The following is a 14,320-nucleotide window of genomic DNA, read 5'->3' on the forward strand; positions in this document are numbered from 1 at the left end:
GTCAGTAAAGGATTCGCAATTGTGCCGTGTCGACCGGCCTGCCACAAGAACGCGAGATCGCGCTCAGGCGCGGCCGGTCGCACGGCCGGATCAGTGAAGCTGCTTGTAGATCTGCTCGGCGAGCGCGTGCGAGATGCCGTCGACGCTCGCCAGCTCCTCGACGCTCGCCGCGACGACACCGCGCAGCCCGCCGAACCGCGCAAGCAGCCGCTGCCGGCGTTTCGCACCGACCCCTTCGAGCTCCTCGAGCCGCGAGGTCTGGCGCGCCTTCGCCCGTTTCGCGCGCATCCCGGTGATCGCGAAGCGGTGCGCCTCGTCGCGGATCTGCGCGACGAGCATCAGCGCGGCGCTCTCCTTGCCGAGTTCGAGCGGCGTGCGGCCGTCCGCGAACACGAGCGTCTCGAGGCCGACCTTGCGCCCCTCGCCCTTCGCGACGCCGACCAGCATCGACGTATCGAGCCCGAGCTCGGTGAACACCTGGCGCGCGATCTCGACCTGCCCCTTGCCGCCGTCGATCAGCACGATGTTCGGCAGCAGGCTCGATGCCTCGGCCTGGCGCGTCGATTCGCCGTCGATGCCGGCCGCATCGTCGGCGGCCGCCGCCTGCGCGGCCTGCTCGACCATCTTCTCGTAGCGGCGCGTCAGCACCTGCCGCATGGCCGCGTAATCGTCGCCCGGCGTGATGCCGGTGATGTTGTAGCGACGGTACTCGCCCGACTGCATCTTGTGATGGTGATAGACGACGCACGACGCCTGCGTCGCCTCGCCCATCGTATGGCTGATGTCGAAACATTCGATCCGCAGCGTCGCGAGATCGTCGCTTTCGAAGCCGAGCGTTTCCGCGAGCGCGCGCGTGCGCGCCTGCTGCGAACCCTGCTCGGACAGCAGCCGCGCGAGCGCGATCTGCGCGTTCTGCTCGGCCATCGACAGCCACGCGCGCCGCTGCCCCTGCGGCTGCCGCACCAGCGAGACCTTGTGACCGGCCTGCTCGGACAGCAGCTCGAGCAGGTCGCGGCTCGCGGGCGCATGGCTCACGACCAGCACGGGCGGCACGCGATTGCCGAGATAGTGCTGCGCGATGAACGCATCGAGCACCTCGGCCTCCACCGACGCGCCCGCGTCACGCGCGGCGGCAGCGTCTTCCGCGGGCCGCTCGGGCAACGCCGCAGCGGTGTCGTCGGCAGCCTCCGCTGCCTCGCCCTCGGCCTCGTCGCCGAGCCCGCCTTCGGCCAGCGTCAGCGCACTTTCGACGTGCGCCGGGAAATAGGCCTTGTCGCCGAGATGCCGGCCGCCGCGCACCATCGCCAGGTTCACGCACACGCGTCCGCCCTGCGCGACCACCGCGAGGACGTCGACGTCGCTGTCGCTGCCGACCTCGATCGCCTGCTGGTGCAGCACCGTCGCGAGCGAGCTCATCTGGTTGCGCACGGCGGCTGCCTGCTCGAACTTCAGCTCGGCCGCGAACGCGTGCATCTTCTGCTCGAGTTCCTTCATCACTTCCGATTGCCGGCCGAGCAGGAAGCGCGCGGCGTTCGACACGTCGATCGCGTAGTCGTCCTCGGAAATCGCGCCGACGCACGGCGCCGTGCAGCGCCCGATCTGATGCAGCAGGCACGGCCGCGTGCGATTGTTGAAGACCGAATCCTCGCAGGTGCGCAACTGGAATACGCGCTGCAGGATCTGGATGCTCTCGCGCACGGCCCACGCGCTCGGGAACGGCCCGAAATACTGGTTCTGCTTGTCGACCGAGCCGCGGTAGTACGCCATGCGCGGAAAGCGGTGCGCGGTGAGCTTCAGGTACGGATACGACTTGTCGTCGCGAAACAGGATGTTGTAGCGCGGCGCGAGCGCCTTGATCAGGTTGTTCTCGAGCAGCAGCGCCTCCGCCTCCGAGCGCGTGACGGTCGTCTCGATGCGCGCGATGCGCGTGACCATCATCGCGATGCGCGGCGACAGCTGCGTCTTCGTGAAATAGCTCGAGACGCGCTTCTTCAGGTCGCGCGCCTTGCCGACGTAAAGCACGGCGCCCGCCGCATCGTAGTAGCGGTAGACGCCCGGCATGTGCGGCAGTTGCACGAGGATCTTCTTCGGTTCGAACGGGGTGTCGGCGGCTTCTGGGGATGTCATGCGCGATTCGGGTGCCTTGTGGCGCGGAACGGGTCCATTAGAATCGCCAGTTTAGAGCATTCACCGGTCCGCTTCGATGCCCCGCACCGCCCCCGCCTCCCCTGCCTCCGCTGCGCCGCTCGCGCCCGACGAACCGATCGCGTGCGACCTCTTCTGCACCGTGATCGACAACTTCGGCGACATCGGCGTGTGCTGGCGCCTCGCCCGCCAGCTCGCGCACGAGCACGGCTGGCAGGTGCGCCTGTTCATCGACGACCTGCGCACGTTCGCGCGGCTGCTGCCGGGGGTCGATCCCGATGCCGGGCGGCAGACGCTCGACGGCATCGTGATCGAGCACTGGCATGCGGAAGTCGGCGACGCACTGGAGATCGCCGACGTCGTGATCGAGGCCTTCGCGTGCGAGCTGCCCGGCGCCTATCTCGCCGCGATGGCGCGCCGCGCGCGCCGCCCGGTGTGGATCAATCTCGAATACCTGAGCGCCGAGGACTGGGTCGCCGATTTCCATTTGCGGCCGTCGCCGCATCCGCGCTATCCGCTGCTGAAGACGTTCTTCTTCCCGGGACTGTCGGCCGGCACGGGCGGCGTGCTGAAGGAACGCGACCTCGACGCGCGCCGCACCGCCTTCGAAGCCGACGCGGCGGCGCGCACCGCCTGGTGGCGGCATGCGACGGGCGACGCGCCACCGGCGCCGGGCACGACCGTCGTCAGCCTGTTCGCGTATGAGAATCCGGGCGTCGACGCGCTGCTCGCGCAGTGGCGCGACGGCGCGTCGCCCGTCGTCGCGCTCGTGCCCGCCGGCCGCGTGTCGCCGGCCGTCGCCCGCTTCTTCGGGGTCGAATCGTTCGGCGCCGGCGCGCGCGCAAGCCGCGGCAATCTGACCGCGTACGGGCTCGCGTTCGTCCCGCAGGCCGACTACGACCCGCTCCTGTGGGTGGCCGACGTCAACTTCGTGCGCGGCGAGGACTCGTTCGTCCGCGCGCAGTGGGCGCGCAAGCCGTTCGTATGGCACATCTACCCGCAGGCCGACGATGCGCACCTGCCGAAGCTCGACGCCGCGCTCGCGCACCTGTCGGCCGGCCTCGCCGACGCACCGCGCGCGGCACTCGGGCGCTTCTGGCATGCATGGAACGGCGCCGGCACGCCCGACTGGGCCGATTTGCTGCAACACCGTGCCGCACTGGATGCCAACGCGGCGTGCTGGGCCGACGCGCTGGCGAGCGTCGGCGATCTCGCCGGAAAGCTGGCGGAATACGTAAAATCTCAGTTAAAATAAGCGGTTATCCGACGGCTGACCACGCAAGCGCTCGCGTTTGGGGCTCTTGGCACCTACCGGAACGCACCGCCGCTTGCGCCGTCAGCCGTTGCGCAACGCTCAGGCACCTATTTATTTGATTGGATCAGGACAGTTTTTATGAAGACCGCACAGGAACTCCGCGTAGGCAACGTCGTGCAGATCGGCAGCGAAGCATGGGTCATCGCAAAGGCGGAATACAACAAGTCGGGCCGCAACTCCGCCGTCGTCAAGATGAAGATGAAGAACCTGCTGACGAACGCAGGCCAGGAATCGGTCTACAAGGCTGACGACAAGTTCGACGTCGTCGTGCTCGACCGCAAGGAAGTGACGTACTCGTACTTCGCCGATCCGATGTACGTGTTCATGGACGCCGACTACAACCAGTACGAAGTCGAAGCGGAAATGATGGGCGAAGCGCTGAACTACCTCGAAGACGGCATGGCGTGCGAAGTCGTGTTCTACAACGAGAAGGCGATCTCGGTCGAACTGCCGACGATCCTGGTTCGCGAGATCACCTACACGGAACCGGCCGTCAAGGGCGACACGTCGTCGGGCAAGGTGCTGAAGAACGCCAAGCTCGCAACGGGCTTCGAACTGCAAGTGCCGCTGTTCTGCAATACCGGCGACAAGATCGAAATCGATACGCGTACGAACGAATATCGCAGCCGCGCGTAATCGTCTGCGATTTCCGGATCGAACAAAGCGCCCTTCGGGGCGCTTTTTGTTTGTCTGGCGTCAACAGCAGCGGGCGTCGGCACCATGGACAGCACGAAATCCAGCATTAAAGGTATTCAATTTGTATCATCGGTAACTGTTTTATAGCGTGAAAGAAATAATGCACGTCAGGCGTTCAGCGGGGCATAAAATCAGTTTTTAATCTGACATGCGGCTGCGGCCGGCTCGATGGCCGACAGCCCGCCTCTCTTGACTCGACTCGCGTCCACCATGCCACACGCCCTGATTGTCGAAGACGATCCCAACAGTCTGTCCGGCCTGACCGCGCTGCTCGCCGCAGACGGCTTCTCGGTCGACACGGCCACGTCGCTCGCCGAGGCACGCACGGCGCTCGGCCGCTCGATTCCCGATGTCGTCCTGGTCGACCTGAACCTGCCGGACGGCAGCGGGTTCGACCTGCTCCAGCACCTGCCGCAGCAGCAACCGAACGGCTCGCTGCCGGTGATCGTGCTGACGGGCAACGCGACGGTCGAGAGCGCGATCGAAGGCCTGCGTCACGGCATCTGGGACTACCTGCTGAAGCCGATCAACATTCCGCGCCTGCGCAGCCTGCTGGCCCGGATTCCGCGCCCCTACGAACTGATCGACGAAGTGCGGACGCTGCGCGCGTCGCTGCGCCACCTCGGCCGCTTCGGCGCGCTGGTCGGCCGCAGCGAGGCGATGCAGCACGTGTACGACATGATCGAGCACAACGCGGGCACCGAAACGGCCGTGCTGTTCACCGGCGAAGCCGGCACCGGCAAGAAGCTGGCCGCGCGCACGCTGCACGACCTGAGCCGGCGTCGCAAAGGGCCGTTCGTGTCGTTCGACTGCCGCACGATCGCCCAGGCCGGACGCCACGGCGCGTCGCTCGACAGCGTGCTGTTCGGCCATGAACGCGGCGCGTTCGACGGTGCCGAGCGGCGCGAGTCGGGCCTGTTCGAACAGGCCGGCGGCGGCACGCTGTTCCTCGACGAGATCACCGCACTGCCGCTCGTGCTGCAGGAGGCGCTGCTGCATGCGCTCGACTCGCAGAACTTCATGCGGATCGGCGGCACGAGTTCGATCGCGAGCGACTTCCGGCTGATCGCGACCACGCGCCGCCCGGCCCGCGAGGCGGTCGCGAACGGCATGCTGCGCGAGGATCTGTGGCTGCGTCTCGATGCGGCATCGATCACGATGCCACCGCTGCGCGAACGCGACGGCGATGTCCTCGCCATCGCGGACGCGCTGATCGACGACCTCAACCGCGAAGCGCGCGGCACCGGCCGCAGCACGACCGACAAGCGCGCGGCGCCGGGCTTCGTGCGCGAATGCGTGTCCTACGAATGGCCCGGCAACGTGCGCGAACTCCAGGAGCGCGTGCGCTTCGCCTATGACGCATCCGGCGATTTCATCGAAACGCTGCGCGCGGGCGAAGCAAGCTTCGCGGCCGGCGCCGCGCTGAACGGCAGCAGCGTGCAGATCAAGGTCGGCACCCCGCTGTCCGACGTCGAGGATCTGCTGATCCGCGCGACGCTCGACGCGGTCGGCGGCACGCGCCATCGCGCGGCGACGCTGCTCGGCATCAGCCCCAAGACGCTGTACAACAAGTTGCAGCGGATGAAGGTCAACTGACCGGGCGGCCGTTGTTCGGGGCGCCGGCCGGAGCTGACGGTTAGTTGCGCAAAGGCGTGTGACCCCATGCTTCGCCGTCAAAGCAAAAAAGCCGCGCAAAAGCGCGGCTTTTTTGCTTTCGGCAACGGAACAGGCGGCTTCGCGCCGCCCTTCCCGCTTACGCCAGTGCGCTGCTCAACAGCGCCTGCGCCTGCAGATACTCGGGCTGCGCGATCAGCTTGTCCCACTTGAGCGGCTTGCCGCGCGCCCGCATCCGCTTGATGCGCCGCACCGACTCGGCCGACGCCTGCGCCTTCAGGCCGTTCAGCACGACTTCGGCAGCATCCGGCTGGTTGCAGACGAGCACCATGTCGCAACCGGCGGCGAGCGCCGCATCGGCCGCCTGCGTGAGCGTGCCGCCCTCGCGTGCCGCCTCCATCGACAGGTCGTCGCTGAAGATCGCGCCCGTGAAGCCGAGCTGCCCGCGCAGGATGTCCTGCAGCCACACGCGCGAGAAGCCGGCCGGCCGCTTGTCGACCTGCGTGTAGATCACGTGTGCGGGAATCACCGCGGTCAGCGCCAGGCCGAGCCAGTCGTACGGCGCAACGTCCTGCTTGAGGATCGCGTCGAGCGGCCGGTCGTCGGTCGGCAGCGCGACGTGCGAATCGGCTTCCGCGAAGCCGTGCCCCGGGAAATGCTTGCCGCAGTTCGCCATGCCCGCGAGCGACAACCCGTGGTTGAGGCTCTTCGCGAGCAGCGTGACGACGCGCGGGTCGCGATGGAACGCACGATCGCCGATCACCTTCGAGTGCCCGTAGTCGAGATCGAGCACCGGCGTGAAGCTCATGTCGATGCCGCATGCGCGCAGCTCGGCCGCCAGGATGTAGCCGACCACGGTCGCGACCTTCGTCGCGAGCAGCACGTCGCGGTCCCACAGTTCGCCGAGGCGGCGCATCGCCGGCAACACCGTGAAGCCGTCGGTGCGGAACCGCTGCACGCGGCCGCCTTCGTGATCGACGGCGATCAGGATGTCCTCGCGCACCGCGCGGATCGAGTCGGTCAGCGCGGTGAGCTGCGCACGGTTCTGGAAATGCCGCGCGAACAGGATCACGCCGCCGGTGTTCGGATGCGCAAGGCGCCGCGCATCGTCGCGCGACAGGGCCGTGCCGACGACGTCGAGCATGACCGGGCCGGGAGTCGTTTTCATCGAATCGGAAAGTCCGTCAGGGAGTGGTTCGGGAAACAGGTGCGGGTGCAGGCGGCGCTGCGTCGGTCTCGGCGACCACGAACGACACCGCGTAGTCGCGTTCGTCGCTGACCGTCACGCGCGCCGTGATGCCGCGCGCGGCGAGCCAGTCGGCCAGTTCACCCGACGCGACGACGTACGGTTCGCCGCTGCGCTGGTTGAGGGTCTGCAGCGCGCGCCACGTCATCGGCCAGTGCATGCCGAGCCCGATCGCCTTCGAGAACGCTTCCTTCGCGGAAAAGCGCGTCGCGAGAAACGCGATGCCGCGCGCCTCGGAGCGCGCGCGGCGCGCATGGAACACGCGCAGCTCGTCGGGGCCCAGCACCTTCTCGGCAAACCGGCCGCCCGTGCGCTCGAGCACGGCCGCGATGCGGCTCACCTGGACGATGTCGGTACCGATGCCGTAGATCGCCATGTCAGCGCCCGCCGTGACGCACGGACGACGCCGGGTGACGAGCGAAGCGCGCGCGCACGGAATGCATCGTCAGCGCGCGCCGCCGTGCAGCGCGGCCACACGCGCGGCGACCATGATCGCCTTCATCTCGCGCACCGCGTTGTCCCAGCCCGCGAAGATCGCGTGCGCGACGATCGCGTGGCCGATGTTCAGCTCGACGATGCCGTCGATCGCGGCGATCTGCTGCACGTTCGTGTAATGCAGTCCGTGACCGGCGTTGACCTTCAGGCCCAGTTGCGCGCCGGCCTGCACGCCCGCGACGATGCGTTCGTATTCGCGCTGCTGCTCGGCTTCGTCGTGCGCATCGGCGTAGCGGCCGGTATGCAGCTCGACCACCGGCGCGCCGGCTTCGTGCGCGGCGCGGATCTGCGTTTCGTCCGGATCGATGAACAGCGACACGCGCACGCCGGCGTCGGCGAGCTGCCGGCATGCCGCACGCACGGCCTCGAAGCGGCCGGCGACGTCGAGACCGCCTTCGGTCGTCAGTTCCTCGCGCTTCTCGGGCACGAGGCACGCGTCGTGCGGACGCACTTCGCATGCGATGTCGAGCATCTCGGCCGTCACCGCGCATTCGAGGTTCATCCGTGTCTTCAGCAGCGGGCGCAACGTGCGCACGTCGGCGTCGACGATGTGGCGGCGGTCCTCGCGCAGATGCAGCGTGATCGCGTCAGCACCGGCCTCTTCGGCCGCGAGCGCCGCGCGGATCGGATCGGGATAGGCCGTGCCGCGCGCGTTGCGCAGCGTCGCGACGTGGTCGATGTTCACGCCGAGGTCGATGACGGTGGGCGTTGTCAGGAAGAAGCTCATAGGTTTTGCAGGTCGATCAGGATCTGACGCGTGGCAAGCGGCGTACCGCCGAGATAGGTGTTCAGCAGGAAGCGCATCAGCGTCTTGCTTTGCGCGACCGTCTGGGCTCGATGGTAATCGTCCTGCTCCATGTCGAGCAACGTCTGTCCGGTAATCACCGGCCAGTGCGACGGCACGTCGTCGTCCGCATTGCGCACGCCGCGCTCGGGATCGAACACGTAGCGGCGATCGGGCTCGACCGCCCGGCGCGCGACCGTGCGGTTCAGCGCCATCGCATAGCCGGTCTCGCGCAGCAGCACGCGCTCGAACGAGCGCAGCACCTGCACCGCGGGCTCGCCGTGCGCGAGGCGCGTCAAGGTCAGCACGTAATGATTGAAGAGCGGCGGCTGCGGATCCTCGCGCGCGCAGAATTTCACGAGCAACTCGTTCGCGTAGAAGCCGCACAGCAGCCCGTCGCCGCCGAGCGGCAGCATCCCGCCGACCCACTCGGCGCCCGTCAGCGTGCGCACTTCGGATTTGCCCGACCAGGACAGCAGCAGCGGCTGGAACGTCTGCAGCACGCCGCGCAGCGCGGAGTGCGGGCGCTTCGCGCCCTTCGCGACGAGCGCGAGCCGGCCGTGATCGCGTGTGAGCACGTCGATGATCAGGCTCGTTTCCCGGTACGGATAGCTGTGCAGCACGAACGCCGGCTGCTCGGCGACGCGGAAATCGGACGTGCGAGAGGTCGCGCGCCGCGCCTTGCGACGCGGCGGTTCGGGCGGTGCCGGCAATGGCGCGTCGTTCGCGCCGGCGGTCACCGCATCTTCGGTCGACGTCAGCGCGTCATTCGTACCCATAGGCGCGCAGCCCCGCCTCGTTGTCGGCCCAGCCGCTCTTCACCTTCACGAAGGTCTCGAGGTACACGGGGCCGTCGAACAGCTTCTCCATGTCCATCCGCGCCTCGGTGCTGATCTGCTTGAGCTTCTCGCCCTTCTTGCCGATCACCATCGCCTTGTGCGAATCGCGTTCGACGAGGATCGTCGCGAAGATGCGCTTCAGGCGCCCTTCCTCCTCGAATTTGTCGATCAGGACGGTGCTCGTGTACGGCAGTTCGTCGCCGGTCCAGCGGAACACCTTCTCGCGCAGGATTTCGGCCGCGAGAAAGCGCGAGCTGCGGTCGGTCAGCTCGTCCTCGCCGTAGATCGGCTCGCCTTCCGGTAGGTACGGCTTGATCGTGTCCAGCAGGCGCTTGATGTCTTCCGGCTTCTGCGCCGACAGCGGCACGAGCTCGGTGAATTCGCGCAGTTCGCTCACCTTCTGCATGAACGGGAACAGCGTGGCCTTGTCGTTCACGCGGTCGATCTTGTTCGCGATCAGCAGCGTCGGCATGCCGGGCGGGATCAGGTCGAGCACCTTCTGGTCGTCGGGCCCGAAGCGGCCGGCCTCGATCACGAACAGGATCACGTCGACCGACGTGAGCGTCGACGTGACCGCGCGGTTCAGCGAGCGGTTCAGCGCGGTGCTGTGACGGGTCTGGAAGCCCGGCGTGTCGACGAACACGAATTGCGCGTCGTCGAACGTGTTGATGCCGGTGATGCGATGGCGCGTGGTTTGCGCCTTGCGCGACGTGATGCTGATCTTCTGGCCGACGAGTGCGTTCATCAACGTCGACTTGCCGACGTTCGGGCGGCCCACGATCGCGATCATGCCGCAACGGAAACCGGTAGGAGCGGGAGTGTTCATATCGTTTGGGAGACAGGTTCGGAAACGGCCGCGCGACGCGCGGCACGATCGATGGGCAATTCAGTGATCGGCATCGGCCACGCGCGCCTGCGCGGCAGCGAGGCTTGCGCCGCCCTGCGGCGCCTCGGGGCCGGGCGCCGCGGCGTCGCGGGCGCGCGGTGTCGCACGCGAAGCGGCGTCGGAACCGGCAGCAGGCTTGTCGGCGGACGACACGGCCGGATCGGTCGCCTGGCCCGCCGGCTTGTCGGCTGCACGGGGCGCGCCTTCGGCTGGCTTGTCAGTGCGTTCGGCTGGCTTGTCCGCCGCGCGCGCGCCGGGTTCGCTGCGATCCGCCGGCTTGTCTGACGGTTTGTCGGTCGCCTTGTCGGCAGGTTTCTCGGCAGGCTTGTCGGCCGTCGGCTTCGCGGGCCGGTCGGCCTTGTCCGCGGCTGTATCGACATGCGCCGCGCGAATCGCGGCCATCGGCGCCTGCGCCGGCCGGTCGCCCGGCTGTGCGCCGGCATCGGCCGCTGCGGACGCGGCGGCGGCCGCCTTCGCGTCGCGCGCCGCCGCACGCTCCTTGCGCTCCGGAGAACGCAGGTCGAGCGCTTCCTGCACCCCCTTCACGCCGGGCACGATTTCAGGCTCGATATGCTTCGACCCGCGTGCGTTCTTCGAACGCTTCGGCTTCGCGGCCAGCATCGGCGCGGCTGCCAGCACCTCGTCGAGCGCCTTCTTCGCGGCGGCCTGCTCGGCCGCCCGCCGGCTCGCGCCGGAGCCCGACACCTTCACGTCGAGCTTCGGCACCGTGCATTCGACCTCGAACTGCTGATTGTGCGCCGCACCATGGGTCGCGACGACCGTGTAGGTCGGCAGCGCGATCTTGTGCCCCTGCAGGTATTCCTGCAGCAGCGTCTTCGCGTCCTTGCCGAGCGTGCGCGGATCGATGTGGTCGAGAATCGGGATATAGAGGCGCTTGATGACCCCTTGGGCGGCTTCGAAGCCGCCATCGAGGAATACCGCCCCGATGATGGCTTCGAACGCGTCCGCGAGGATCGACGGGCGACGGAAGCCGCCGCTGCGCAACTCGCCCTCGCCCAGCCGCAACCCTTCGGAAATATTCAGGGCCTGAGCGATTTCATACAGCGACTGCTGCTTGACGAGATTGGCGCGCACGCGCGACAGGTCGCCTTCGTCCAGCTTGCTGAAACGCTGGAACAAAAGGGCGGCCACCGCGCAATTCAGAACGGAATCGCCGAGAAACTCGAGCCGTTCGTTGTGCGTGGCACTGTGACTGCGATGGGTCAAAGCCTGGCGCAACAATTCCGCATTGCGAAATTCGTAGCGCAGCCGGCTTTCCAACTGGGATAGGGGCATGTGCAGGAGTATAACGCGGGCGCCGGTCGGGCCGAAACGGCACGGCCGGACGCGAAAAGGCGTGACGAGGCGGTGTTACCGCCGGTTCTTAAAGTAGTTCGGCAATACGCGACGCGGCCCGTGCGTCGCGTATTGCGTGTGAATCGAATACGGTCAGTTGAAGGAACCGATGCGCTTCAGGTCGCCGAAGTTCATCCAGATGAAGAACGCACGGCCGACGATGTTGTTGTCCGGCACGAAACCCCAGTAGCGGCTGTCCGCGCTGTTGTCGCGGTTGTCGCCCATCATGAAGTAGTGACCGGGCGGCACCTTGCAGATCACGCCGCGGCTGTTGTACGTGCAGTTGTCGCGATACGGATAGTCGTAGGCGCCCATCACGAACGGCGGCACGGCGGGATTGTTGAGGATCGCGTTCTTCTTCGTGCCGATCGTTTCCTCGAACTGCTTCGCGTAGTTCTGGCGCTCGTCGTCGAAGAAATCCGGCAGCGGCGTTTCGGGCACCGGCTGGCCGTTGATCGTCAGTTGCTTGTCCTGGTAAGCGACCGTGTCGCCCGGCAGGCCGATCACGCGCTTGATGTAGTCGACCGACTCGTCCTTCGGATAACGGAACACGACGACGTCGCCGCGCGACAGCGGGCTGCCCTGCGTGATCTTCGTGTTCGTGATCGGCATGCGCAGGCCGTATTCGAACTTGTTGACGAGGATGAAGTCGCCGACCAGCAGCGTCGGCACCATCGAGCCCGACGGGATCTTGAACGGCTCGACGATGAACGAACGCACGACGAACACGGCCAGGATCACCGGGAAGAAGCTCGCGGTGTACTCGAGCCACCACGGCTGGCGCAGCTTTTCGTCGCGCAGCTTCGAACGCGTCTGCCCCGCGTTTTCGTCCGCGAAACGCTTGTCGATACGCGACTGCTGACGATCGAACTCCTCGATCGCCGCGTCGGCCGCCTTGCGCCGCTGCGGCAGGAACACCAGTTTGTCCAACACCCACGCTACGCCCGTCACGACGACGAGCACAAAAAGAATCAGCGCAAAATTCATAAAAGGATCAGTCCTGTTATTTGTCTTCGACGCGCAAGATCGCGAGGAACGCCTCCTGCGGGATCTCGACCGAACCCACCTGCTTCATGCGTTTCTTACCTTCTTTCTGCTTCTCGAGCAGTTTCTTCTTTCGCGTGATGTCGCCGCCGTAGCACTTCGCGAGCACGTTCTTGCGCAGTGCCTTGATGTTCTCGCGTGCGACGATGTGCGCGCCGATCGCGGCCTGGATCGCCACGTCGTACATCTGGCGCGGAATGATCTCGCGCATCTTCGCGGCAACCTCGCGACCGCGGTATTGCGACTGCGACCGGTGCACGATGATCGACAGCGCGTCGACCTTGTCGCCGTTGATCAGCATGTCGACCTTCACGACGTCCGACGAACGGTATTCCTTGAACTCGTAGTCCATCGACGCATAGCCGCGCGACACCGACTTCAGGCGATCGAAGAAGTCGAGCACGATCTCGGCCATCGGGATTTCGTACGTGAGCTGCACCTGGCGGCCGTGATACTGCATGTTGATCTGCGAGCCGCGCTTCTGCTCGCACAGCGTGATCACGGAACCGACGTAGTCCTGCGGCATGTACAGGTTCACGGTGACGATCGGCTCGCGCACTTCGGCGATGCGGCCGGGCTCCGGCATCTTCGCCGGGTTCTCGACCATGATCGTCGAGCCGTCGCTCTGCACGACCTCGTAGACGACCGTCGGTGCGGTCGTGATGAGGTCCATGTCGAACTCGCGCTCGAGTCGCTCCTGCACGATTTCCATGTGCAGCAGCCCGAGGAAGCCGCAGCGGAAACCGAAGCCGAGTGCCTGCGACACTTCCGGCTCGTACTGCAGCGATGCATCGTTGAGCTTCAGCTTCTCGAGCGATTCACGCAGCGCGTCGTACTGGTTCGCCTCGACCGGATAGAGGCCCGCGAACACCTGCGGCTTCACTTCCTTGAAGCCCGGCAGCGGTTCGGCGGCCGCCTTGGTCGCGTGCGTGACGGTGTCGCCGACCTTCGCGGCCGTCAGTTCCTTGATGCCGGCGATGATGAAACCCACCTGCCCCGCCGACAGCGAGTCGAGATTGCGCGACTTCGGCGTGAACACGCCGACGTGCTCGACCGGATACTGCGCGCCGGTCGCCATCATCTTGATCTTGTCCTTCGGACGCAGCGTGCCGTTGACGATCCGCACGAGCATCACGACGCCGACGTAGTTGTCGAACCACGAGTCGATGATCAGCGCCTGCAGCGGCGCGGCCGGATCGCCCTTCGGCGGCGGCACCTTCGCGATCAGCGCTTCGAGCACGTCCTCGACGCCGAGACCCGTCTTCGCGCTGCAGCGCGTCGCGTCGGTCGCGTCGATGCCGATCACGTCCTCGATCTCCTCGATCGCATTCTCGGGGTTCGCGGCCGGCAGGTCGATCTTGTTCAGTACCGGCACGACCTCGACGCCGAGCTCGATCGCCGTGTAGCAGTTCGCGACCGTCTGCGCCTCGACGCCCTGGCTCGCGTCGACCACGAGCAGCGCCCCTTCGCACGCGGACAGCGAACGGCTGACTTCGTACGAGAAGTCGACGTGCCCCGGCGTATCGATCAGGTTGAGGTTGTAGACCTTCCCGTCGCGAGCGCGATAGGACAGTGCAGCCGTCTGCGCCTTGATCGTGATGCCGCGCTCGCGCTCGATATCCATCGAGTCGAGCACCTGCGCTTCCATTTCACGGTCGGCGAGGCCGCCGCATACCTGGATGATGCGATCCGCGAGCGTCGACTTGCCATGGTCGATGTGCGCGATGATCGAGAAATTGCGAATATGATCCATTCAGTGCCGATCAAGCGAAAAAGGCGCGCTCGACGACTGCGGAGCACGCCTTGTAAGTCGGTGAAAAAACGGCTTATTTTAGCCGAAAAGGCCTTTGCCGGGCGGTAATTTGGGACGCCCGGTCAGGGACGCCCGGCCAGGGACGCC

12 protein-coding genes are annotated in these 14,320 nt (G+C 66.5%); 3 read left to right on the forward strand and 9 right to left on the reverse strand.

All coding sequences use genetic code 11. The features are described from left to right. Positions 1-90: 90 nt before the first annotated feature. Entirely contained in the window at positions 91-2,127 is a 2,037-nt protein-coding gene (gene uvrC / locus DID99_RS16640) for an excinuclease ABC subunit UvrC (RefSeq protein WP_124571071.1), read from the reverse strand. A 76-nt stretch (positions 2,128-2,203) separates the two neighbouring features. On the opposite strand from uvrC, the gene earP reads away from it, so the two are divergent. From earP to DID99_RS16655, 3 genes are all read left to right on the forward strand, one after another. Continuing rightward, entirely contained in the window at positions 2,204-3,400 is a 1,197-nt protein-coding gene (gene earP / locus DID99_RS16645; protein WP_124521370.1) for an elongation factor P maturation arginine rhamnosyltransferase EarP, read from the forward strand. A 138-nt stretch (positions 3,401-3,538) separates the two neighbouring features. Further along, a complete protein-coding gene (gene efp, locus DID99_RS16650; protein WP_044844759.1) occupies positions 3,539-4,096 on the forward strand; it encodes an elongation factor P in 558 nt (185 codons plus the stop codon). Positions 4,097-4,366: 270 nt separating this feature from the next. After that, on the forward strand, positions 4,367-5,752 hold the full coding sequence (locus tag DID99_RS16655; RefSeq protein WP_044844760.1) for a sigma-54 dependent transcriptional regulator: 1,386 nt from the start codon (positions 4,367-4,369) through the stop codon (positions 5,750-5,752). A 157-nt stretch (positions 5,753-5,909) separates the two neighbouring features. Here the strand turns inward: DID99_RS16655 and nagZ are convergent, their stop codons facing one another. The 8 genes from nagZ to lepA all read right to left on the reverse strand — a co-directional run bounded on the left by nagZ (position 5,910) and on the right by lepA (position 14,173). Next, entirely contained in the window at positions 5,910-6,938 is a 1,029-nt protein-coding gene (nagZ, locus tag DID99_RS16660) for a beta-N-acetylhexosaminidase (RefSeq protein WP_124667180.1), read from the reverse strand. Positions 6,939-6,954: 16 nt separating this feature from the next. Beyond that, the gene (gene acpS / locus DID99_RS16665; protein WP_044844762.1) at positions 6,955-7,392 is read right to left on the reverse strand and encodes a holo-ACP synthase; all 438 of its coding nucleotides are present in this window, start codon (positions 7,390-7,392) and stop codon (positions 6,955-6,957) included. A 69-nt stretch (positions 7,393-7,461) separates the two neighbouring features. Beyond that, the gene (gene pdxJ / locus DID99_RS16670; RefSeq protein WP_124667181.1) at positions 7,462-8,238 is read right to left on the reverse strand and encodes a pyridoxine 5'-phosphate synthase; all 777 of its coding nucleotides are present in this window, start codon (positions 8,236-8,238) and stop codon (positions 7,462-7,464) included. Beyond that, a complete protein-coding gene (gene recO / locus DID99_RS16675; protein WP_014897645.1) occupies positions 8,235-9,074 on the reverse strand; it encodes a DNA repair protein RecO in 840 nt (279 codons plus the stop codon). Before recO ends, pdxJ begins: the two co-directional genes overlap by 4 nt. Then, entirely contained in the window at positions 9,061-9,960 is a 900-nt protein-coding gene (era, locus tag DID99_RS16680) for a GTPase Era (protein ID WP_006476493.1), read from the reverse strand. Before era ends, recO begins: the two co-directional genes overlap by 14 nt. A gap of 60 nt (positions 9,961-10,020) precedes the next feature. After that, positions 10,021-11,316, reverse strand: a complete 1,296-nt coding sequence (gene rnc / locus DID99_RS16685; RefSeq protein WP_124667182.1) for a ribonuclease III — start codon at positions 11,314-11,316, stop codon at positions 10,021-10,023. Positions 11,317-11,469: 153 nt separating this feature from the next. Further along, positions 11,470-12,363 carry a signal peptidase I gene (gene lepB / locus DID99_RS16690; protein WP_124487453.1) on the reverse strand — a complete coding sequence of 298 codons (894 nt, stop codon included), beginning with the start codon at positions 12,361-12,363 and terminating at the stop codon, positions 11,470-11,472. Between the two features lie 16 nt (positions 12,364-12,379). Further along, complete coding sequence (lepA, locus tag DID99_RS16695; protein WP_044844766.1) at positions 12,380-14,173, reverse strand: translation elongation factor 4; 1,794 nt, start codon at positions 14,171-14,173, stop codon at positions 12,380-12,382. Between the last annotated feature and the right edge of the window lie 147 nt (positions 14,174-14,320).

The organism is Burkholderia sp. Bp8986 (genome assembly GCF_003854225.1).
GTDB lineage: Bacteria > Pseudomonadota > Gammaproteobacteria > Burkholderiales > Burkholderiaceae > Burkholderia.

Coding starts and splice junctions, on each gene's coding strand:
- nagZ (WP_124667180.1), bottom strand. CDS start 6,938: ATGAAAACGACTCCCGGCCCGGTCATGCTCGACGTCGTCGGCACGGCC.
- DID99_RS16655 (WP_044844760.1), top strand. CDS start 4,367: ATGCCACACGCCCTGATTGTCGAAGACGATCCCAACAGTCTGTCCGGC.
- acpS (WP_044844762.1), bottom strand. CDS start 7,392: ATGGCGATCTACGGCATCGGTACCGACATCGTCCAGGTGAGCCGCATC.
- efp (WP_044844759.1), top strand. CDS start 3,539: ATGAAGACCGCACAGGAACTCCGCGTAGGCAACGTCGTGCAGATCGGC.
- pdxJ (WP_124667181.1), bottom strand. CDS start 8,238: ATGAGCTTCTTCCTGACAACGCCCACCGTCATCGACCTCGGCGTGAAC.
- rnc (WP_124667182.1), bottom strand. CDS start 11,316: ATGCCCCTATCCCAGTTGGAAAGCCGGCTGCGCTACGAATTTCGCAAT.
- lepA (WP_044844766.1), bottom strand. CDS start 14,173: ATGGATCATATTCGCAATTTCTCGATCATCGCGCACATCGACCATGGC.
- uvrC (WP_124571071.1), bottom strand. CDS start 2,127: ATGACATCCCCAGAAGCCGCCGACACCCCGTTCGAACCGAAGAAGATC.
- earP (WP_124521370.1), top strand. CDS start 2,204: ATGCCCCGCACCGCCCCCGCCTCCCCTGCCTCCGCTGCGCCGCTCGCG.
- lepB (WP_124487453.1), bottom strand. CDS start 12,363: ATGAATTTTGCGCTGATTCTTTTTGTGCTCGTCGTCGTGACGGGCGTA.
- recO (WP_014897645.1), bottom strand. CDS start 9,074: ATGGGTACGAATGACGCGCTGACGTCGACCGAAGATGCGGTGACCGCC.
- era (WP_006476493.1), bottom strand. CDS start 9,960: ATGAACACTCCCGCTCCTACCGGTTTCCGTTGCGGCATGATCGCGATC.